This is a genomic window from Hungatella effluvii (assembly GCF_003201875.1).
GTDB lineage: Bacteria > Bacillota > Clostridia > Lachnospirales > Lachnospiraceae > Hungatella > Hungatella effluvii.
Map to the genome: position 1 here is coordinate 114814 of NZ_QJKD01000011.1, position 22176 is coordinate 136989.

Here is a 22176-nt window from a genome sequence, read left to right on the forward strand (position 1 = left end):
GAAGTTGCGGGGAAGAGAATAGGAAAATGAATATGGATATAAAAGAGTTTTACAGCCTGGAGGATAAAGCATACTGGTTAAGCCAGATCAGGAAAAGCGACTGGCGGGCAGGACAATATCTGCATGATTTGTTAAGCGAAGATCGGTTAAAGGCGCTGTGCGGGGAGACGACGAGAGTATTTCTTTTGACAGATAACCGGCAGCTGGTATCATTCTGCACGCTGGCGGAGATGGACGATGTGAGAAACACGGAGCTAAGTCCATGGATCGGTTTCGTATATACGTTTCCTCAATACAGAGGACACCGGTATATGGGAAATCTGCTGGATTATGCATATGAAGCAGCAAGAAATGATGGAGCGGGTCAGATTTATATTTCTACCGGCGAAACGGGATTATACGAAAAATACGGATATACCTTCTATCAGCTGATGAAGGACGAGAATGAAGAGGATTCCAGGGTATATAAAAGAGAGATTAAGTGAGAATTTCTCTTTTCCGGTAAACGTTTAAAACGGGAGTGAGTGTCAGGGAGTATACGGTGAACATGCCGTACCGGACATTGGCTCCTTTTTTAGTTCCTATGAAAGAAAATATTGTCCTCATAAAAGGAAACAAACGATGATGCATGAAATCAGTAATTATTGGAAAAATACATAGTAAAAAAGTACAAAAAACACGCGGGGAAACAGGGAAAATGGACTGGAGATTTATGGAAATTGACGAAACTGTATAAGAAATAATATTTCTTGTGAAAATGTATTGACGAAAATACTAAATCATAATATAGTATAGCAGAGGGAAGAAATAAAATTTTATATTAACGAGGAGAGGTGACATATGATTTACACAGTGACATTTAATCCGGCTTTGGATTATGTAGTAAAAGTAAATCACTTCACGCTGGGAATGGTCAACAGAACCGTGCAGGAAGACATTTATTATGGGGGCAAGGGCATCAATGTATCGGCGGTACTGAAGACGCTGGGCTTTGGGAGTACTGCGCTCGGGTTTGTGGCCGGGTTTACGGGAGACGAGATTGAACGGGGAGTGAAAAATCTGGGATTCCAGTCCGATTTTATCCGGGTGGAGAACGGTATGTCCAGAATCAACGTAAAGCTTAGATCGGAACAGGAATCGGAGATCAACGGCACCGGCCCGGAGATTACCGGAGCGGATGTGGAAAAGCTTTTTGAAAAGCTTGAGAAGCTGGAGGCAGACGATGTCTTAGTCCTGTCGGGAAGCATCCCGAATTCCATTGACGACGGAATCTATGAGCGGATCATGGAGCGGTTAGACGGCAGGGGCATCCGTATCGTGGTGGATGCGACGAAGGATCTGCTGATGAATGTCCTTCCCTATCATCCATTTATGATTAAACCGAATAACCATGAGTTGGGCGAGATGTTCGGCACGGTGCCAAAGGATGAGGATGAAATCATATATTACGCCAGACAGCTGCAGGAAAAGGGCGCGGTGAACGTGCTGGTCTCCATGGCGGGGGACGGAGCCGTCCTAATTGCTGAAAACGGAGCGGTATTTTCCATGGGAGTTCCAAAGGGAACGGTGAAGAATTCTGTGGGCGCCGGAGATTCCATGGTGGCGGGATTCATCGCCGGATATCTGGAAAATGGAAATTACGAGCACGCTTTAAGGCTTGGAAGTGCCTGCGGAAGCGCCAGCGCATTTTCCGAGGGACTGGCCTGTAAGGAAGATATTTTGAAACTTTATGAGGAATTACGATAGGAGGGGTTCTGAGATGAGAATAACGGAATTATTGAAAAAAGAAAGCATCGAGCTCGGTGTAAAAGTCTCTGGCAAGGAAGAAGCCATTGATAAGCTGATCGGTCTGATGGCGGCCGGCGGAAGGCTGAACGACAAAGCCGGCTATAAAGAAGGCATTCTGGCCCGCGAGGCGCTGGGAAGCACTGCAGTAGGCGAGGGGATCGCGATTCCTCACGCCAAGGTGGCCGCGGTTAAGGAGCCGGGACTTGCAGCCATGGTGGTGCCTGATGGCGTGGATTACGAAGCGTTCGACGGTTCGCTGGCCAACTTAATCTTTATGATTGCGGCGCCTGAGGGCGAAGCGGATGTTCATCTGGAAGCGCTGTCCCGTCTGTCCACGCTTCTTATGGATCCTGACTTTAAGAATGATTTGATCCATGCGGAGTCAAAAGAAGAATTTTTACAGCTGATCGACGACAAGGAATCCGAGCGCTATGAGAAGAAGGTGCGGAAAGAGGAGAAGATAGCGGAGGACGCGGCGCCTGAGGTCCAGGAGCCTTTAAAGAGCGCAGCCGGATACCGTGTCCTCGCAGTGACCGCGTGTCCTACCGGCATCGCCCACACCTTTATGGCGGCTGAGAATCTGGAGCAGCTGGGAAAGAAGCTTGGCATTCCTGTAAAATCGGAGACCAACGGAGCCGAGGGTGCGGCTAACGTTCTGACGAAGGAAGAGATCGCCGCTGCCGACGGAATCATCATCGCAGCAGACAAGAATGTGGATATGGCCCGTTTCGATGGTAAACACGTAGTGAAGGCCTCTGTCTCCGACGGAATTCAAAAAGGTGAGGAGCTGATTAAAAAGGCTGTGAGCGGCGAAGCTCCTGTCTACCACCATACAGGTGCCGCTGCTTCAGCGGAGGGCGGAGAGAGCGAGGGCATCGGCCACACCATTTATAAGCATCTGATGAACGGCGTCTCCCATATGCTTCCGTTCGTGATCGGCGGCGGACTTTTAATCGCCCTGGCGTTCCTGTTCGATGATTATTCCATCAATCCGGCTAATTTTGGTAAGAATACACCGATAGCGGCCTATTTAAAGACGATCGGCGAGCAGGCATTTGGCATGATGCTTCCGGTTCTGGCCGGTTATATCGCCATGAGTATCGCGGACCGTCCCGGTCTGGCGGTCGGTTTCGTAGGCGGCATGGTGGCAAAGATGGGAGCCACGTTCATGAATCCGGCAGGCGGGGATGTGAACTCAGGATTTTTAGGTGCGCTTCTGGCTGGTTTTATCGGCGGTTATATTGTTGTCCTGTTAAAGAAAGTATTAAAAAAGCTTCCAAAATCTCTGGAAGGCATCAAACCGGTTCTCTTATATCCGCTGCTGGGCATTTTCCTGGTCGCGGTGGCAACAACATTTATCAATCCGTTTGTCGGTGCGATCAATGACGGTCTGACCCATTTCTTAAACGGCATGGGCGGCACCAGTAAGGTGATCCTCGGAGCCGTTGTCGGCGGCATGATGTCCGTAGACATGGGCGGCCCGGTCAATAAGGCGGCATACGTGTTCGGCACGGCGCAGCTGGCGGAAGGAAACTTCGATATTATGGCCGCGGTTATGGCGGGCGGCATGGTTCCTCCCATTGCGATCGCATTGTGCAGCACATTCTTTAAGAAGAAATTTACGGAGAAGGAACGCCAGTCCGGTCTGGTAAACTATATCATGGGCCTGTCCTTTATATCCGAGGGCGCCATACCGTTTGCAGCATCAGATCCCCTGCGCGTGATACCGTCCTGTATCATCGGTTCGGCCGTGGCAGGCGGACTTTCCATGGCGCTGAACTGTACGCTGCGCGCACCTCACGGCGGCATCTTCGTACTTCCGACGATCGGAAATCCGTTCGGCTATCTTGCCGCGGTTGTGATCGGATCGGTGATCGGCTGTGTGATACTGGCGGCGCTTAAGAAGAATAAGGTTGGAGAGGAATAAGCCTGTTTAAAAATCGAAAAGGGAAAGATCAGTTGGGTAAAACACTGGTTTTTCCCTTTTCCCGTGCCATTTTGCCAGCAGGATGGTATAATTGACAGAAAAAGAGAGAGAGCGGCACTTTCACATCAGGTGGGGATCGTGTGGGAAGGCAGGAGAAAGGAAATGAGAGAATGCTAACAATAAAGCGAGTGAGTCTGGATATCCCGCGGGGACGCCGGATTCTGGCGGTCAGCGATATCCACGGCCATGTTCATTTTTTGAAAAAGGTGTTGGAAAGGGTGGGGTTCTGTGAGGATGACGAGCTGATAATCGATGGTGATATCATTGAAAAGGGACCGTATTCCTTAGAAACGCTCCGTTATGTCATGGAGCTTGATAAAAAACCTAACGTCCATGTGATTTCGGGGAATGTGGATTCATGGCAGCTGGAGCTGATCGGAAGCCGCGAACCAGAGCGGACAAGGGCACTGGCGGAATTTATCCGAACGGCAAAGAAACGATGGGGAGGAAGTCTTTTTCTGGATTTCTGTGAGGAAATGGGGATTGGGCATCCGCAGACGGAAGCGGAGACTGCTGCTGCCAGGGAAAAGGTGATAGTCCACGGGCAGGCGGAACTGAAATTTTTATCAGAGCTGCCTTCCATCGTGGAAGCGGGCAATTTTATCTTTGTTCACAGCGGCCTTCCTGAGCGGTGGGAGGAGATGGAGGGGCAGGAGGCCACTCCGGTTCTGAAGTTCGATGACTTTCGAAACAGGGGCGGAAGCTTCGAACGGTGCGTGGTGGCAGGCCATTGGCCCGTCTGTCTGTACCGCCATGAGGTGGCGGAATTCAACCCGTTTTTTGACCGGAACAAGAATATCATCAGCATCGATGGTGGCTGCGGCCTGAAGCGGGATGGACAGCTTAACTGCCTGATTATTCCAGATGCAGAGGGGACCATGGAAGAAGTCAGCTGGACCTCCTACGGGGGATTTCCGGAAATGACGGCTGTCGACAGCCAGCAGGAGAGGAAGGCCCGGATTTCGGTCCAGTACACGGACAACCGTGTGGAACTCCTGCCGGGGCAGAGTCCGGGGGCGGGGTTGGTGCGCCTTCGCCACCTGACTACGGATACTGTGCTTGACGTACCGGAAGACTATTTATATGAGCGGGATGGAACGCTTCGGTGTGACGATTTCTGCGACTATCATATGGAAGTAAAGGCAGGAGAGCGGGTGGAACTGGTGGAAACTGGCGCCATGGGAAGCCTCATTAAGAAGAACGGGGTCAGCAGCTGGTACCACGGAAGGCTGGAGCCGGTATAGAGTAGAGGAGAAAACAATATGAGCGAAGCTGGTGAGAAACAAACGGAAGGCAAAACCACGATCAGCGAAAACAGGGCACTGTCCGGCGTACCTGTGATTGAAAGGGAGGTAACTGCACTTCTGGAAGAGATATCTTCGTGCCCGGAAACGGCAGCGGTGGCGGTGGGCGGCTCCAGAGCCACGGGAAAGGCCGACAAGAAGTCGGATTACGATATCTATGTGTATGTGGAAATGGAGATAGCAAAAGAGCGGCGTAAGAGTATACTGGAAAAGTACTGCGGCGTCATGGAGATCGGAAATCACTATTGGGAGTCAGAGGACAACTGCACGCTGAACAATGGCGTGGACATCGATATTATTTATCGTAAGCTTCAGGATTTCGGGGGAGATGTGGCAGCGGTTGTGGAGCAGAACCAGGCTTCCAACGGCTACACTACCTGTATGTGGCATAATCTTGCCACGTGCAGGATCCTGTATGACAGGGACGGAGCACTGGAAGCAATGAAGAGGCGTTTTGATGTCCCCTATCCGGAGGCATTGAGGGCTGAAATCATTCGGAAGAACAGAGCCCTGCTAAGCGGCGTACTCCCGTCTTACGATGCACAGATACGGAAGGCAGCGTCCAGGAGAGACCTCGTCAGCATCAATCACAGAGCGACGGAATTTCTGGCCAGCTACTTCGATATTATATTTGCCATGAACAGGCAGACCCATCCGGGGGAGAAGCGGCTCGTGAGTCTCTGCAAAGACATATGCGAAAATTTGCCGGACCGGTTTGAGGAAAATCTGAACCGTTTATTTTCTGTTATGTACGATACTGACGGGGCTGTCAATGATGTGATCGCCTGTATGCTGATAGAACTGGACCAGGCTTTGCTGAAAGCAGAAAATGGGCAGCCGTAAATATAGACCACAGACGAATCCAGGAAACTTAAAAATCCCGGGCGGCGCTGAATGCGTGCCCGGGATTATACGTTCCTGTGTTCTTTTTTGCATGTCCCATCTATTTTATGAGGTGAATTCCTTCATTTCTTCGATCTCTTTTTCCTGAGCATCGATGATGTTCTGGGCGAGAGTCCTGATCTCCTCGTAATTGGTGTACTCGAGGATGGATTTGGCCATGTCAACCGCCATCTGGTGATGCATGATCATGCCCTCGGCAAATGCATGATCGAGGCTGTCAGTGCCGGACTTACTCATGGAATGGTCGTGCTCCAGCATCTTGTCGTATTCGTCTAAATATGCGCTTTCCTGGTCTGCATCGTTGTGGCCTTCTGCCTCATACTTTTTGATCAGATCCTTCATCTGCTGTATCTCTTCTGTCTGAGTGTTTTTGATGTTTTCGGCCAGTTTTTTCAGCTTTTCATTGCTTCCGCCGTATTCGAGGTAGCTGTCGGCCATATCGATGGCGGACTCATGATGAGGAATCATGCCGTTTAAAAAGTCGATGGATGCATTTCCTGTCTTGGGGATGTTCTCCATGTCATGCATCATGTCCATCATGATCTCATCCTGGCGCTGTAAGTAGCGGTTGGTGTCGTCGTCAGAGGCTGCGTCACTGCCGCCGTGGCCGTTATGGTCCATACTATTTTTACTTTCCGCTGAACCGGACGACTGTTCCGCGGTCTGGCTGCTGCTTTCCATCTCCGTTGGTGCGGGCGGAATCGGCGCCTTTTTTCTGCTTCCGGCCGCGGCAAAGGCGGCTATTGCAAGGATAACGATGGCGGCAATGATTCCAGTAGCCCAGTATTTCATATTTTTGTTCATAATCCCATTTCCTCCATTTCTTATCGGAGTACTCTCGGAAACTCAGCCACAAAGATGGGCGCAAGGGAGTTTCCGAGAGTGCTCTATCGGTAATCTTAGTATGAGGTAGTGATGGAAGGTTTATGCACGATGGCAAATCTAATCTTGTGCAGGAATGGATGCTCTGGTAAAATAAGGATAAAATGGAGGTGTCTTCTATGCGAACCGAACAGGAAATGTATACAATGATAATCGATACGGCAAAGGCGGACGACCGCATTCTCGCCGTTTATATGAATGGATCACGGGTGAATCCGGAGGCGGAAAGGGATATTTTTCAGGATTATGATATCGCCTTCGTCGTGAAGGAGACGGAAAGCTTTCGGAAGGACAGAACGTGGATCGACCGGTTTGGAGACCGCCTTTACATGCAGTATCCGGAGGAGAACGACGAGTTTCCCTCGGATGTGAAAAACTGCTATGGATGGCTCATGCAGTTTGCCGATGGAAACCGCCTCGACCTTCATGTACAGACGCTTTCCTACTCCCTGCAGATGATGGAGGAGGACCGGATGTTCCGGATTTTGTATGATAAGGATGGCTGTCTGGCTGAAGCACCGGAACCGACGGCGGAGCAATACCGGGTGAAACGGCCGGAGGAGAGCCAGTTTCTCTTTGTCTGCAATGAATTCTGGTGGTGTCTGAACAATGTAGCGAAGGGACTGTGGAGAAAAGAGGTGCCGTATGTGCAGGATATGGTGAACCTCCATGTGCGCCCCCAGCTCATTACGCTTCTGTCCTGGAAGGCGGGGATTCAGACGAATTTTACCTGCAGTGCGGGGAAATCCGGAAAGTATCTGTACCGCTCCTTATCAAAGGAGGACTGGGACCGGCTGATTCGGACGTACGCGGGCGGCAGGCTGGATGAGATGTGGGAGGCGGCCGATACCATGTGTGTGCTGTTTCATGAGACCGCTCTGGCGGTGGCAGAACAGCTGAGATTTCGGTACGATGGGAAGGAAGCGGAGGCGAGCCTGGGGTTTTTCCGTCATGTTAAGGGACTGCCGGAGGAGGCGAAAGAGGTTTTGTGAGTTTGTAAGTTTTATAGGAATACAAGTGATTTTCCGCTGCTGAATAAGGATTTTGGCTGATCTGAAATTATAATCAGAGCGGAAAATCTTTCTGCTTTATAATATTGATATAATGATCATAGAGCCTGGTAGATATCAATGTTCACGATATCAAAGTATCGTTTTATATTTCTTGCAATTTCTACCCATATATGGTAATCTGTTACATACAATCAACAGGGTTGCTGGTTTATTCAAATGATTCAAAATATTTTCGCATATTCTTAGTAACGGCATATCGCCGGAGTAATTCCAAAAAGTAAAATTTAATATAGTAAGTTATAACGGCAGATTGCGTAAAATTGGCTCCTGTACTTGTATTTTACACAGTATTTTTATATAATCATACTGAAGGCCCCATAGCCTCTCTGCGTTGTAAAAGAAACAGGAGGTGTGCATATGGGGAAAAGAGATATTGCATTAGCCAGGTATTTTGAAGACGAGGACCGGTATGCGGATTTGATTAATGGTTTTGTGTTTCGTGGTGAACCAGTCATATCCGGCGAGAATATTTTAGATAAAAATACTAGGATAACAGGAATTCTCGGAAATCTTAAAAAGCGGTTTGCAGTTCAAAAATATCGAGATGCAGTAAAAAGAGTTGTTCTTGGAGTGAATTTTGTAGTAATAGCGTTGGAACATCAGGATCAGATTCACTACAGTATGCCGGTGCGTGTAATGCTTGAGGACGCAGCTGGATATGATGAGCAGATGAGGAGAATCCAGAAGAAGAACCAAAAGGTTAAGGGGCTGGATAAGGGGGAGTTTCTTGGCAGTTTCAGGAAGGAAGACAGGTTAAACGCTGTTTTTACCATTGTTCTGTACTATGGTGAGAAAACATGGGATGGTGCAAAGGACCTTTATTCGCTTATTAATTTCGATGAAGTTCCGGAAATGCTGAAAGATCTGTTTAACAATTATCGTCTTCATGTTCTGGAGGTCAGACGTTTTAAAGATATCGACCAGTTTAACACTGATTTGAGGGAAGTATTCGGATTTATTGGCTTTTCCGGAGATAAAACTGCGGTACGTAATTATGTCGCAGAAAATCAGGACAGCTTTGAACAGCTGAGCGAAGATGCCTATGATGTAATTGCTGTCATGGCTCATTCGAAAGAACTGGAAGACGTAAAGGAAAGGTACAGAGAGAAAGGCGGGAAGATTAATATGTGTGAAGCCATACGGGGTATATTTGAAGACGGCAGACTTGAGGGAAAGCGTGAAGGTGAATTAAAGGCAAAGCAGATTGTTGCCAGGAATATGTATTTACGTGGAATGTCAGAGGAGGATACGTCCGGCCTGTGTGAGGAAGATATAGAATTGGTAAGACAATGGTTCCATGAGTGGAGAAGACAGGACACGCGGTAACGCAGAGGATTAAATTTGTCAGTAAGGAGTCATAGATTATGAAAACATATAATTGGGGAATCATAGGAACCGGATCAATTGCACGGGAGATGGCGTCGGCCCTGGCTGTGTGCCGCGGCACCGTCTATGGTGTCTGTGGAACGAGCAGAGAGAAGGCGGAGCGCTTTGCGGCGGAGAACGGAGTTCTGCACGCGTTCGCGGACGCAGATGCACTGCTTTCGGATGAAAATGTGGACATTGTATACATAGCAACGCCTCACAACATGCATTTTGAATTCATCAGGCGGTCGGTCCTGGCTGGAAAACATGTTCTCTGTGAGAAGGCCATTACGGTGTCGTCCGCGGAGATGGAGCAAGCGGCTGCACTGGCTGAGGAAAAGGGCGTGGTGGTTATGGAGGCCATGACGATTTTCCATATGCCTCTCTATAAAAAGCTTAAGGAGATCGTAGCTTCGGGGGCGATCGGGCCGGTGAAGACGATTTCCGTCAATTTTGGAAGCTGTAAGCCTTACGATGTGACCAGCCGGTTCTTTTGTAAAGACCTGGCCGGGGGAGCGCTTCTCGATATCGGAACGTACGCCGTGTCCTTTGCCATGTATTTTCTGGATGAGAGACCGGATACCGTTCTGTCAGCCGTGAAGCGTTTCGAGACCGGAGTGGACGAACAGTCCGGAATCGTGTTCATGGGCGAGAACGGGCAGATGGCGGTTATTGCGCTCTCCATGAGGGCCAAGCAGCCAAAACGCGGCGTGGTAGCCGGAGAACTGGGATATATCGAGGTCACGGAGTATCCGAGAGCGGACCGGGCTGCCATCGTCTATACGGCAGACGGACGGAAAGAGGAGATTGCCTGCGGCGACAGCAGGAAGGCGCTGGAATACGAGGTGGAGGATATGGAAAAAGCCGTATCAGGGCACCTTGTGTCAGAGAGCATGGCCCTTTCCAGGGATGTTATGTGGCTTTTAAGCGGTGTGCAGAAGCAGTGGGAAGAGCGGGACTAGTATAGCATTGCGTAAATAACTGTGATATAGTACTTGATATCTGCGTCAGGTGTGCGTCCACGAAGCGACGGCGTAGTGGACCCTACGTCTAGCTTCGTGGACGTGCTCCTGGCGTAGATAGCGAGTGCTATATCACAGGAATTTACGCAACGCTGTACTAGCAGGCTGGAACACAGAAGTAAGGACAGAATATGGAGGACAAAATCATGTATCAGTGCTGTATTTTTGATTTGGATGGAACGATTATCAATACACTGCATTCTTTAAAGAAGACGGTGAATGAGACGATAAAACAGTTTGGCTACGGCCCTATTGATGAGTATCACGTCAGGTATTTCGTGGGAGACGGTTATAAAAAGCTGGTGGAACGGACGCTGGTTTACTGTGGGGATACAGAGCTTACGCACTACGAGGAAGCGCTGACGGTCTATGATGAGATGTTCAAGAAATACTGCTTATATCAGATGGAACCGTATGCAGGGATGCCGGAATTTTTAAAGATGCTGAAGGAAAAGGGAATCAGGATCGCGGTGGTGACAAACAAAGCCCATGACCGCGCCGTCGAGTGTGTTGAGACCGTCTATGGTCCTGGCTTTTTCGATAAGATAACCGGGGAGGGAAAGGGCATGAAGTGTAAGCCGGACCCTGAGGGCGCCCTTAAGACGGCGGAGGAATTCCATGTGGAGCCGTCGGAATGCCTCTACTTTGGAGATACGAACACCGACATGAAGACGGGAATCAACGCGGGCATGGACACCGTGGGTGTGCTGTGGGGATTCCGGGACAGGGAAGAGCTGGAAGCATTTAAGCCGAAATACATCATCAGCCATCCGGATGAAATCAGATCACTGTTTAACGAAACAAACGAGAATTCTCCCGCCTCTGTGGGGGAACGATGAAACAAATAAACAATGAATAAAATTAAAAAAAGACAGGAAACTAAAGAGAGATGCTCTGAGCTGAAAGAGATGTCTCTCTTTTTTCTGCCCTTTACCGGGTGTCGTGCTCCGGCGCGGGAGCACGGCCAGCCGGCTCAGAAACGATATTTTACGGGATAACTCATTAATCCAAGGAGGAAACATGGCAAAGCACTGGAAATGGGGATTTGTGATACTGGCCGCTGTATGGGCCGCACTTTTCGGAAACATGCTGGGGTATGCCTGGAATGTGACGCATCGGGAGGAGCCAATACCTGAAGTACCAATGGAACAGATCCAGAATACGAATATAAGCGAGGTGGCCCAGGAGACGATGGACCGGTTCTGGACGGTGGCTGTGTTTGGGGTGGATTCCAGGGAGGGAAAGCTTGGAAAAGGCACGCGGTCCGATATGGAGATGGTATTAAATATCAATCTGGAGACTGGAGAAATCCGAATGGTGTCGGTTTACCGTGACACCTACGTAAAGATTGATGAAAAGAATAAATACGATAAGATCAATCAGGCCTATTTTGAAGGCGGTCCGGCTCAGGCCATATGGGCGCTGAGCGAAAATATGGACTTAAATATCGACGATTACGTTTCCTTCAGCTGGAAGGCAGTGGCAGATGCGATTAACCTGTTAGGAGGGATCGACGTGGAGATCAGTCAGGAGGAGTTTAAGGTCATCAATGGCTTTATTACAGAGACTGTGGAGTCCACAGGAGTCGGTTCCCACCATTTGAAAAAGGCGGGAATGAACCATTTGGATGGGGTGCAGGCCGTAGCGTATGCAAGGCTGCGGAAGATGGATACGGATTTTATGAGGACAAAACGGCAGCGGCTGGTGGCGGAGCTGGTGCTGGAGAAGTTAAAGCAGGCCGATTTGGGAACTGTGCGCCAGCTGGCATTTTCCATACTCCCTTCTGTGTCCTCCAGCGTGGGGATGAAGGATATTCTCTCCCTGGCGGGCACCGTGTCGAAATTCCATTTAACGGAGACCGAGGGCTTCCCATTTGAACTGAAGGATGCGCTGGTGGGAAAGAAGGACTGCGTCATACCGGTCACTCTGAGAGACAATGTAATCCGTCTTCACCGGTTTTTATTTGACGAGGAGGATTATGTGCCGTCAAAACAGGTGGAGGAGATCAGTAAGCAGATCGAGCTTCACACCACAAAAAGGTAATCGTTCAGCAGCCGGAAGCGGAGGCTGAACGATTACGCAAAAGCCATAAAAAGTAAAAAACACTTGAAAAAACAGTTAGTATATGCTAATCTATATGAAGTTAGCAATAACTAACTTATGGCTTTCAAAAATCTGGATAGATAAAATAAGTTTACTCCGGGGATAATGAGAAAGCGGAAGGAGTGAAACGGATGTCAACAGACGCAATTATGTCATATATTTCAGAGTGCAGCCACGCAGGAAGGCTGGAGTTTCAGGTTTCCATCCAGTGCGCCCCCGTATTAAAGGGAATTAAGGCGTCTAATCTTGTGACCATGGCAAAGGGATCGCTGCAAACCGTAAGAAGCGCCCTTGCAGGCACAGAAATTACTGCAGTTATGCTGGCAGCCGGTGACAGGACAGAGGTTCTGTTTCTGTACCGCTTCCCCATGCTGAAAGCACTTCTGGCAAATAAGGAAATAAGAAAATTTTTAAAATCCTGCGGATATGTGCAGTTTGATCTGGCTTCCATTCTCATGGGATTAAAACGCAAATATACCGCGTATCTGGCCGGCAGTGGAGAATTTCCGCACGAACTGGGCGTTCTGCTGGAATATCCGGTCGAGGATGTCAAGGATTTTATCCGTTACAGCGGAGAGAAATTCCTGTTTACCGGTTACTGGAAAGTATATCACAATCCTGCGCAGGCCAGACTTAAATTTACCCGGTATGACCGGGCGAGAGAAGCCGCCATGCAGCAGATCATAAATGGAAGCCGCCTGTATGAAGTGGCGGTAAGAAAAGGAGAATAAAACATGAGCGATATTTATGTAGTTTATTTTAGTTCTACAGGAAATACAGAGGAAATGGCAAAGCACGTTGCAGACGGAATCGAGAGAAAGGGTGGAAACCCGGTACTTACAGAGATTGGAAGCGCAGATCCGGATAACTTAAAGGAGGCTTCCGCCTTTGCACTCGGCTGTCCTGCCTGCGGCGCAGAGGAACTGGATGAGAGCATGGAGTCCTTAATCGAGGAGATATCCGGTTCTCTGGAAGGCAAGAACGTCGGGCTGTTCGGCTCCTACGGCTGGGGCGGCGGCGACTGGATGCGTGAGTGGGAGAAGCGCATGGCGGAGCGCGGCGCGAAGATCGTCGGCGGAGAGGGAGTCATCGCTCTGGAATCCCCGGATGGAGATGCGGAGAAGCAGCTTAAGAACCTGGGTGAAGCGCTGGCGGAGCTTGGCGCTCAGGCTTAACCTGAGATTAAGATTAATAGTTGGCCGGCAGGAATCGTTTCATATAATTCCTGCCGGCCATTCTTTTATGAGCATTTGGCAACTGCTGCGCAGTGCTTCCTACGGTGTATTTGGCTCCAGCACCACGAATGACTGCGGTTCCAGAACGATTTGTCCGTTCTCCCATCTGCCGCTGCCGATGGAGTAGATGGCAGACTTCTGACCGTCAGAAGGTACCGTGACCGTCTCGCCGGACGGATTGACTGCAATGGTCAGTGCGCCGCGGCGGTATACGAAGGGCATCGCTCCTTTTTTGGCATAGAGCGGCTCAAATTCCGCGTCGGCCTGTAAATCTGCCTGATCATGGCGCAGGGCCAGCAGGGCTTTTACGGTGTGGAGCAGAGAATCCGGATTGGATTCCTGATTTTCCACTGTGGGCGCGTCGGAGGCTTCATCAACCGGGAGATAGAGGCTGTCTTTATCCGCATCGGAGAAGCCCGCATTTTTTCCGCTGTTCCACTGCATCGGTGTGCGGGAACCGGTTCGGAAGTAGCCGCCTTCCTTTGTTGCCAGCTCTAAATAGCGCATTCCGATCTCATCGCCGTAATAGAGATAGGGAACGCCCGGCATGGTAAAAATAAAAGCAAAGGCCAGTTTCAGCTCGGTCTCATCCAGATTATAGCGGGGACGGAGTGTGTCGTGATTGCAGGTCAAAAGACAGAAGTAACCGTCCTCCTTCGAAGCTTCATATTTGGGCAGGTAATCGTCTAAGAACCTTGTAATATCTCCGTGGCTGTCCTTTTTGAAGAAGCTGTGGTCCTCCTGGTTCTCATAGTCACGCATCAGGGTGCTGTAGCCATTGCCGCGCCCATTTAAGAAGAAATCCATGTGGAAGCCTGCCTTCAGCGCGAGCCGCGGATTGCCCCATTCGGAGACCATGGCGGCTTCCGGATAGTCGCTGTCCAGCATTTCCCTGACATCTCGCCAGATGGCACAGGTGCCGGTCTTTTCCTCATCGTCGTTCTTCACCAGGGAGGCGGCCATGTCCACACGGAAACCGTCACACCCCCGGTCAAGCCAGAAACGCATGACATCCTTCATGGCCTCTCTGGTGGCGGCACAGTCCGGATGATCGGTGGGAAGCTGCCACGGCTCCTTCGGATCTAAGAAGCCGTAGTTTAAGGCCGGCTGGCATTTGAAGAAGTTAAGTACATAGACGCCGCTGCGTTCGCTCTCTCCACCGATATACGGAAAGCCCTTGGCGCCCTCGAAACAGTGATTGGTCCAGATGTAGCGGTTGGAGTATTCGTTGGTCTCCGCCTTCTGGCTCATGGTAAACCACTCGTGTTCCTCGGAGGTGTGGCCGGGAACGAGGTCCAGCAGCACGCGTATGCCCCTTTTGTGGGCCTCCTCAAACAGATGGTACAGATCTTCGTTGGTCCCGTAGCGGGGGGCCGCCTTCTTATAATCCCGTACATCGTAGCCCGCGTCCTTAAAGGGGGAGTCGAAACAGGGATTGATCCAAAGGGCATTGCAGCCCAAGTCCCTTATGTAGTCCAGCTTCCCGGTGATTCCCTGAAAATCCCCGATCCCATCCCCGTTGGTATCCTGAAATGACTGGGGATAAATTTCATAAAATACTGCGTCTTTTAACCATTGCGGCATGACCATTTCCTCCTTTTAATGTAACAGTTCAGATGGCTCATTCATAATTCCTGTCTACGATGCTATTGACATCTGCTATATTGATAATATACTATAAAAAAGAAAGAAAATCTTGCAAAATAATACCGGATAGTAACACAATTCTATGATAATGGGGAGGATAAATGGAAATGGAGAGAACGGGGCTTAAGACTGGGAGTACAGGCGGCCGGATGCCAGATTATAAAGAGAAGACAAATCACGGGGATGCGTTGATGCCGGTCCGCTATTACCACTGTTCCGTGCCGAATTCGTACAGAAATCTCTCCCTGCACTGGCATGAGGAGATGGAGATCACCCTGATCCGGTCGGGAGACATCTATTACGATATCGATTTTGAGACATTTTCGGTGGAGGAAGGGGATCTGCTTCTGATTTCTCCTCACATGCTCCATTCTGCCCATGAGATGCCGGGAAAGGACATGGTGTCGGACAGCCTCGTGTTTCATCTCGACTTCCTGGGCTACCAGGTTCCGGATGCCTGTACTCTGAAGTTCTTAAACCCGGTCCAGTCCGGGAAGCTGCGTTTTCTTCCGGTCGTGAAGCCGGGGACAGCTGGCTATGAGGAGATGAAGGCGTGTTTTGTCCTTCTTTTAAAATGCTTTAATGAGAAGCAGTATGGGTACGAGCTGTACACGAAGGAACTGCTCATGCGTTTTTTTCGCCTGCTGTACCAGTATGGATGTGCGGCGAAGCACGAGGGAAGCAACGGAGAATCCGGCGCCGAGGAGAAGTTAAAAGAGGTTCTTTCGTATATTCAGTCAAATTACAGGGAAACGTTAACCATAGAGGAGCTGGCATCGGTCTGCCATTTCAGCCAGACTCATTTTATGAATTTCTTTAAGCGGTATGCAGGCATGACCTGCATAGAGTATATCAACCATTACCGGATCACCAGGGCGGCGGCCGATTTGGTGGAGACGGAACGGCAGGTGATGGATATCGCGCTGGAAAATGGCTTCCGGAACATTTCTTATTTTAATAAGGTATTTAAGGAACGGTTCGGAGTGACGCCGGGGAGGTACCGGAAAAACAGCCTGGAAAACCTTTCCCTGTCCTGTAAAATGTGATATACTATGCAGATGGAATCAGATTGGAGACATAATGAATGAAGAAAAATAGAAGAATCCCGCGGAAGTTCTGCATCGGAACCGTGATTCTGGCTATGATTTTAACAGGGTGTGCCGGGCGGCAGATTCCCTCGGCGGAGCCGGAAACAGAGGGCGGGAAACTGAATGTGGTGACAACGCTGTTTCCTTACTACGATTTTACCAGGCAGATAGCCGGTGAACATATTAACCTGACCATGGTGGTTCCGGCGGGTATGGACAGCCATTCCTTCGAGCCGACGCCGGCGGACATGATCACGATTCAGAACGCCGATGTGCTGATCTGCAACGGCGGAGCCATGGAACACTGGCTGGAGCGGGTCCTATCGGCGGTCGATACCTCTCACATGGCCGTCATGACGGGGATGGATTACGTGGATACCGTTCAGGAGGAGATTGTGGAAGGCATGGAAGAGGAGGCGCATGGGCACGACCACGACCATAGCGTTGACCACGACCACAGCCACGATGACCTTTACAGCCATGAGCTGTATGACGACGACGGCCATGGGGCAGAGATCGAATACGACGAACATATCTGGACCTCGCCTGTGAACGCCATGAAACTGGTGAAGGGCATCGAAGAGACCCTGGCTTTAGCAGATCCCGGGAACCGGGCGGCTTATGAAGCGAATGCAGAAAGCTATCTGTCGAAGCTTGAGAAGCTGGATCAGGAGTTTCGTGACGTGACAGCCAATGAAAAGAGGAACATGATAATCGTGGGGGATAAGTTCCCTTACCGTTATTTTGCGGACGAGTATGGCTTGCGCTACAGGGCCGCATTTTCCGGATGCAGTACGGATACGGAGCCAAGCGCCAAAACCATCGCTTACCTCATCGATAAGATGAAGACAGAACAGATTCCGGTCATCTACTATCCGGAGCTGACCAGCCACCGGGTGGCGGAGATCATCTCCGAGGAAACGGGCGCAGAACCGCTCTTACTGCATTCCTGTCACAATGTGACCAGGAGGGAATTTGACAGCGGCGTGACCTACTTAGACTTAATGGAACAGAATGTGATTAATTTGAAAAAAGGACTGGAATAAATGAATTCATTGATACAATGCAGCCATGCGGATTTCGGCTATGAAAACCAGGATGCCGTGGTGGACGTCACCATGGAGGTGAATCCCGGTGATTACGTCTGCATCGTCGGAGAGAACGGTTCCGGAAAGAGCACCCTGATGAAGGGAATGCTGGGACTCTTAAAGCCGACGAAGGGCACCATATCCGTGTCGGATGAACTGAAAAAGAGCGGGATCGGTTATCTCCCGCAGCAGACGGCGGCGCAGAAGGATTTCCCGGCTACGGTCGGGGAGGTCGTACTGTCCGGCTGTTTAAGCAGGCGCGGAAACAAGCCTTTCTATTCAGGAAAGGAAAAGGCGCTGGCGGAAAAGAACATGGAGCGGCTGGGAATCGCAGAACTGGCAGGTCAGTGCTACCGCGACTTATCGGGCGGGCAGCAGCAGCGGACCCTGATTGCCCGGGCCCTGTGCGCCACGGACAAGCTGCTGATCCTGGATGAGCCGATTACGGGCCTGGACCCTTCGGCAATCCTGGAATTTTACGAGATTATCCGAAAATTGAATCAAAAAGAGGGCGTGGCGATCTTAATGGTATCCCACGATATTGCAAATGTGGTGAAGCAGGCGAAAAAGATTCTTCATTTAAAGAGAGAGGTGCTGTTCTACGGCACGACAGAGGAGTATTTGAAGAGCAGCGCGGGCCACATTTATCTGGGAGGTGAGCTTTGATGGAAATGGTGAGAGAGATGCTTTCATACCCATTCCTCGTCAGGGCCTTAGTGGGCGGAATTCTCGTCTCGCTCTGCGCGTCCCTTCTGGGTGTGAGCCTTGTGTTAAAACGGTATTCCATGATTGGGGACGGTCTGTCCCACGTGTCCTTCGGCGCGCTCTCTATCGCGGTAGCGGCCGGATGGTCCCCCTTAAAGGTATCCATCCCCGTGGTGGTTCTGGCGGCGTTCTTCCTTTTAAGGATCACGGAGCACGGAAAGATCAAGAGTGACGCGGCCATCGCCATGATATCGGCGGCGGCCCTTGCCATCGGTATTATCGTCACCTCCATGACGACCGGTATGACGACCGATGTGAGCAGCTACATGTTCGGAAGCATTCTGGCCATGAGCAGGACGGACGTCAGCTTAAGCGTGATCTTAAGCGTCGTGGTTCTGGGACTGTTTCTGATCTGTTACAATAAGATTTTTGCAGTGACCTTTGATGAGAATTTCGCCAGAGCCACGGGAGTAAACGTCTCGTGGTACAATGTGCTCATTGCGATTCTGACGGCGATCACCATCGTCCTTGGAATGCGTATGATGGGAGCGATGCTGATTTCCAGCCTGATTATCTTTCCGGCGCTCACATCCATGCGGCTCTTTAAGAGCTTCCGCGGCGTGGTGCTGTCCTCCGGAGTGCTGGGCGTGGTGTGCTTCTGTATCGGAATGGTGATGTCCTACCGGTTCTCCACACCGGCAGGAGCCAGCGTCGTTGTCGTCAATCTGGCGGCATTTCTGCTCTTTACAGGGACAGAGTGGGCGCTCAAATTCCGAACCGGCGGAAAAAAGCCGGAATTAAGTGAAAATACGGAAGCAGAAAGGCAGTAGCAGCAAAATGGATGAGAAAAAATTAATTCATGCCCGGCGCCATGTGAGCCAGACACAGTTTATTGCATATGGATTTTTCTGCGTTATCATAACGGGAACACTTCTGCTCATGCTTCCCTTTGCCAGCCGCGACGGACAGTCGGAGCCATTTTTAAACTGTCTGTTTACGGCCACCAGCGCGTCCTGCGTGACGGGCCTTGTGGTGGCTGATACCTGGAGCCAGTGGTCCTTATTTGGCCAGCTCGTCATTCTGACCATGATTCAGATTGGCGGTCTGGGCTTTATCACGGTGGGCGTCTTCATTTCCATCGTTCTCCGCCGTAAGATCGGGCTGAAGGAGCGCGGACTCATGATGGAGAGCGTCAATACCCTGCAGATCGGCGGGGTGGTGCGCCTGGCGAAGAAGATTATCATCGGCACGTGTATCTTTGAGGGAACGGGGGCGGTGCTTCTGGCAATCCGCTTTATCCCCCAGTTTGGTTTCTTCCGGGGACTGTTTTACGGTATTTTCCATTCTATATCGGCCTTCTGCAACGCGGGCTTCGACCTGATGGGAGGGCAGACACCGTACAGCTCTTTTGTGGCCTATTACGATGACTGGCTGGTGAACTTTGTCATCATGTCCCTGATCATTATCGGCGGTATCGGCTTTATTGTCTGGGATGATTTAAGCCGCAACAAGCTGCATTTTCGAAAATATATGCTTCAGACGAAGATTGTACTCGTCACCACCGCGATCCTGGTCTTCGGCGGAGGACTGCTGTTTTATCTGCTGGAGAGGAATCACCTTCTGGTGGGAATGAATACCAGCGGTAAGATCCTGACCTCCTTATTCAGCTCCGTGACGGCCAGAACGGCCGGCTTCAACACGACGGACACGGCGGCCTTAACCGATGGAAGCAAGCTGCTGACCATCATCCTGATGTTCATCGGAGGAAGCCCTGGCTCCACTGCCGGCGGCATCAAGACGACGACCCTGGTGGTCCTTCTCTTGTGCGTACATTCCAATATCAAGCAGACGTACGGGATCAATATCTTCGGCAGGAGGCTGGAGAACGACGCGGTCAAGCGTGCCGGAACGATTCTGACGATCAACCTTTTACTGGCAGTCACGGCGTCACTGGCCATCATGGCGATACAGCCTCTGGGATTTTCAGATATCCTGTTTGAGACGTTTTCCGCTATCGGTACCGTCGGAATGACTACGGGAATCACGAGAGCGCTGCATCCGGTATCGCGCTGCATCATCATTCTTCTGATGTACTGCGGCAGAATCGGAAGCCTTTCCTTTGCGCTGGCCTTTGTCCAGTCTAAGAGAAAGCCCCATGTACAGCAGCCTGCGGAGGCGATCAACATCGGGTAAGCCCGTAGCCGGTGCCTGGAAGTGAAGAGATCATGTATTCAATTCGCCTCGGCGAATGGGTGCGAGCGCCTGCCATGCCCCGCATGACATCATACACTGGGGCGCTCTGCACATCCGCCGGAGGCTTCAACATTCAGAAGTGGATTGCACCACCACAGAATAAAGCTTGCTATAACCCACCACCTTAGAGGTGGGGGAACCTGCTTATGAATGTTAAAATAATATGCTGCGAAGCAAAGGAGAATATCATATGAAATCAATTTTAATCATAGGAATGGGACGGTTTGGCCACCATCTCTGCGAGAATCTCGCCATGCTGGGAAATGACGTCATGGTGGTGGACCAGAAGGAAGAGGTGTTAGAGGACCTGCTTCCCATCGTGACCAGCGCCAAGATCGGAGACTGTACCAACGAGGCGGTCTTACGAAGCCTGGGAATCGCCAACTTCGACATCTGTTTCGTCTGTATCGGAACGAATTTCCAGAGCAGTCTGGAGATCACCAGCCTTGTAAAGGAGCTGGGCGGTCGCCGTGTCATCAGCAAGGCAAACCGCGACATTCACGCCAAGTTTCTTCTCAGAAACGGCGCGGATGAGGTCATCTATCCGGACCGTGACATTGCAGAAAAGATGGCAGTCCGCTACAGCGCCAACCACGTATTTGACTACATTGAACTGACACAGGAATACTCCATCTACGAGATTCCGCCTCTTCCGGAATGGATCCACAAGACCATCCGTGAGGCCGATATCCGTAACCGTTACCACATCAGCGTCCTGGGCATCAAACGCGAAGGAAAAGCTCAGCTCATGCCCCCGGCCGACTATGTCATTCAGGCGCAGGAGCATCTGATGGTAATTGGAAAAAAGGTGGATATTGATAATATCCTGGAAAAGATGAAATGATGTGCTCAAAGTTCGAGTAAATGATATCGCCGCCCCCGCACCATGAATAATAAGGGAATTGTGGATGAATACAGGCGGCGTAAGCTGGCCTACGATGTGGTAAAACGGATTTACCACGCTTACGAAGATAAATGACAGGGAGAGCAGCAGGGGAAAACCATGTTTAGAAAACGCGGTTTTCCCCTGCTGTTTATTTAAAAACCTGTTCCTCTTTCCTTTAAAATTTCCCGCTTAGTTGGATTTATTTTCCTTATTGAGAATTATTTTCAATAAAGTACTTGATTTTTTATTTGGATTAGCATATACTAACTACTGTAAAGAAAATGAAATTGAGAATAATTTTCAAAATTAAGCAGAGGTGGTGAATATGATGCCTTTAACCATGGTAAGAACCGGCGAAGCACAGGTAATACGTAAAATCGGCGGGAACGAAGAGACGAAACGTTTTCTTGAGAATCTTGGTTTTGTAACGGGCGCAGTGGTCACCGTGGTATCGACGATCAGCGGAAATATGATAGTCAATGTCAAGGATTCCAGAATCGCAGTGAATCAGGATATGGCAAAAAAAATTATGGTTTAGTAGGAGGAAAAGAGGATGCAGACCTTGAAGGAAATTCCATGCGGCACGACCGTAACCGTGAAGAAGTTAAACGGAGAGGGCGCAGTCAAACGCCGGATTATGGATATGGGGATCACAAAAGGCTGTTCTGTATTTGTCAGGAAGGTGGCGCCGCTCGGGGACCCGGTGGAAGTAACGGTGCGAGGGTATGAACTTTCTTTGAGAAAACAGGATGCGGAACTGATTGTGGTGGAGTAAAAGATCAGGGAAGGGCGGAAGCCCTATATTTTAAGAATGAGAGTTAGAGATGGCTAACTAAAGGAGGAACAA

Annotated in this window: 22 protein-coding genes; 20 read left to right on the forward strand and 2 right to left on the reverse strand. The window is 50.2% G+C overall.

Annotation, left to right across the window (positions count from 1 at the left end; translation table 11 throughout):
• Window positions 1-26 precede the first annotated feature (26 nt).
• The 5 genes from DFR60_RS19760 to DFR60_RS19780 all read left to right on the forward strand — a co-directional run bounded on the left by DFR60_RS19760 (window position 27) and on the right by DFR60_RS19780 (window position 5922).
• Entirely contained in the window at window positions 27-485 is a 459-nt protein-coding gene (locus tag DFR60_RS19760) for a GNAT family N-acetyltransferase (RefSeq protein WP_110324430.1), read from the forward strand.
• Window positions 486-840: 355 nt separating this feature from the next.
• Complete coding sequence (gene pfkB / locus DFR60_RS19765; RefSeq protein WP_110324431.1) at window positions 841-1746, forward strand: 1-phosphofructokinase; 906 nt, start codon at window positions 841-843, stop codon at window positions 1744-1746.
• Window positions 1747-1759: 13 nt separating this feature from the next.
• Window positions 1760-3715, forward strand: a complete 1956-nt coding sequence (locus tag DFR60_RS19770) for a PTS fructose transporter subunit IIABC (RefSeq protein WP_110324432.1) — start codon at window positions 1760-1762, stop codon at window positions 3713-3715.
• A gap of 170 nt (window positions 3716-3885) precedes the next feature.
• Window positions 3886-5019, forward strand: coding sequence for a metallophosphoesterase (locus DFR60_RS19775; protein ID WP_110324530.1), 1134 nt, complete (start codon window positions 3886-3888; stop codon window positions 5017-5019).
• Between the two features lie 18 nt (window positions 5020-5037).
• Window positions 5038-5922 carry a DUF4037 domain-containing protein gene (locus DFR60_RS19780; protein ID WP_110324433.1) on the forward strand — a complete coding sequence of 295 codons (885 nt, stop codon included), beginning with the start codon at window positions 5038-5040 and terminating at the stop codon, window positions 5920-5922.
• A 105-nt stretch (window positions 5923-6027) separates the two neighbouring features.
• Here the strand turns inward: DFR60_RS19780 and DFR60_RS19785 are convergent, their stop codons facing one another.
• A complete protein-coding gene (locus DFR60_RS19785) occupies window positions 6028-6786 on the reverse strand; it encodes a DUF305 domain-containing protein (protein WP_110324434.1) in 759 nt (252 codons plus the stop codon).
• A 197-nt stretch (window positions 6787-6983) separates the two neighbouring features.
• Between DFR60_RS19785 and DFR60_RS19790 the strand changes: the two genes are divergently transcribed.
• From DFR60_RS19790 to DFR60_RS19825, 7 genes are all read left to right on the forward strand, one after another.
• On the forward strand, window positions 6984-7856 hold the full coding sequence (locus tag DFR60_RS19790) for an aminoglycoside 6-adenylyltransferase (RefSeq protein ID WP_110324435.1): 873 nt from the start codon (window positions 6984-6986) through the stop codon (window positions 7854-7856).
• A gap of 438 nt (window positions 7857-8294) precedes the next feature.
• A complete protein-coding gene (locus tag DFR60_RS19795) occupies window positions 8295-9263 on the forward strand; it encodes a transposase (RefSeq protein WP_110324436.1) in 969 nt (322 codons plus the stop codon).
• Between the two features lie 38 nt (window positions 9264-9301).
• Complete coding sequence (locus DFR60_RS19800) at window positions 9302-10264, forward strand: Gfo/Idh/MocA family protein (RefSeq protein WP_110324437.1); 963 nt, start codon at window positions 9302-9304, stop codon at window positions 10262-10264.
• Window positions 10265-10470: 206 nt separating this feature from the next.
• A complete protein-coding gene (locus DFR60_RS19810) occupies window positions 10471-11163 on the forward strand; it encodes an HAD family hydrolase (protein WP_110324438.1) in 693 nt (230 codons plus the stop codon).
• Window positions 11164-11344: 181 nt separating this feature from the next.
• Window positions 11345-12367: an LCP family protein gene (locus tag DFR60_RS19815; protein ID WP_110324439.1), complete on the forward strand. Its 1023-nt coding sequence runs from the start codon at window positions 11345-11347 to the stop codon at window positions 12365-12367.
• Window positions 12368-12558: 191 nt separating this feature from the next.
• Window positions 12559-13158: a DUF3793 family protein gene (locus DFR60_RS19820; protein WP_025530600.1), complete on the forward strand. Its 600-nt coding sequence runs from the start codon at window positions 12559-12561 to the stop codon at window positions 13156-13158.
• A gap of 3 nt (window positions 13159-13161) precedes the next feature.
• Window positions 13162-13602, forward strand: coding sequence for a flavodoxin (locus DFR60_RS19825; protein ID WP_110324440.1), 441 nt, complete (start codon window positions 13162-13164; stop codon window positions 13600-13602).
• Between the two features lie 99 nt (window positions 13603-13701).
• On the opposite strand, the gene DFR60_RS19830 is transcribed toward DFR60_RS19825, so the two are convergent.
• A complete protein-coding gene (locus tag DFR60_RS19830; protein WP_110324441.1) occupies window positions 13702-15246 on the reverse strand; it encodes an alpha-amylase family glycosyl hydrolase in 1545 nt (514 codons plus the stop codon).
• A 164-nt stretch (window positions 15247-15410) separates the two neighbouring features.
• Here DFR60_RS19830 and DFR60_RS19835 point away from each other — a divergent pair, with 164 nt between their 5' ends.
• The 8 genes from DFR60_RS19835 to DFR60_RS19870 all read left to right on the forward strand — a co-directional run bounded on the left by DFR60_RS19835 (window position 15411) and on the right by DFR60_RS19870 (window position 22104).
• A complete protein-coding gene (locus tag DFR60_RS19835; RefSeq protein WP_243005129.1) occupies window positions 15411-16355 on the forward strand; it encodes a helix-turn-helix transcriptional regulator in 945 nt (314 codons plus the stop codon).
• Between the two features lie 38 nt (window positions 16356-16393).
• Window positions 16394-17443: a metal ABC transporter substrate-binding protein gene (locus tag DFR60_RS19840; RefSeq protein ID WP_110324442.1), complete on the forward strand. Its 1050-nt coding sequence runs from the start codon at window positions 16394-16396 to the stop codon at window positions 17441-17443.
• Window positions 17444-18151, forward strand: coding sequence for a metal ABC transporter ATP-binding protein (locus DFR60_RS19845; RefSeq protein WP_025530599.1), 708 nt, complete (start codon window positions 17444-17446; stop codon window positions 18149-18151).
• Window positions 18151-19020 carry a metal ABC transporter permease gene (locus DFR60_RS19850; protein WP_110324443.1) on the forward strand — a complete coding sequence of 290 codons (870 nt, stop codon included), beginning with the start codon at window positions 18151-18153 and terminating at the stop codon, window positions 19018-19020. Before DFR60_RS19845 ends, DFR60_RS19850 begins: the two co-directional genes overlap by 1 nt.
• A gap of 7 nt (window positions 19021-19027) precedes the next feature.
• Entirely contained in the window at window positions 19028-20383 is a 1356-nt protein-coding gene (locus DFR60_RS19855; RefSeq protein WP_110324444.1) for a TrkH family potassium uptake protein, read from the forward strand.
• Window positions 20384-20633: 250 nt separating this feature from the next.
• On the forward strand, window positions 20634-21287 hold the full coding sequence (locus DFR60_RS19860) for a potassium channel family protein (RefSeq protein ID WP_055657071.1): 654 nt from the start codon (window positions 20634-20636) through the stop codon (window positions 21285-21287).
• 367 nt (window positions 21288-21654) lie between these two features.
• Window positions 21655-21867 carry a FeoA family protein gene (locus tag DFR60_RS19865; RefSeq protein ID WP_002603461.1) on the forward strand — a complete coding sequence of 71 codons (213 nt, stop codon included), beginning with the start codon at window positions 21655-21657 and terminating at the stop codon, window positions 21865-21867.
• A gap of 15 nt (window positions 21868-21882) precedes the next feature.
• Window positions 21883-22104 (forward strand): FeoA family protein, encoded by a 222-nt coding sequence (locus DFR60_RS19870; RefSeq protein ID WP_025530593.1) that lies wholly within the window; start codon window positions 21883-21885, stop codon window positions 22102-22104.
• Window positions 22105-22176 lie beyond the last annotated feature (72 nt).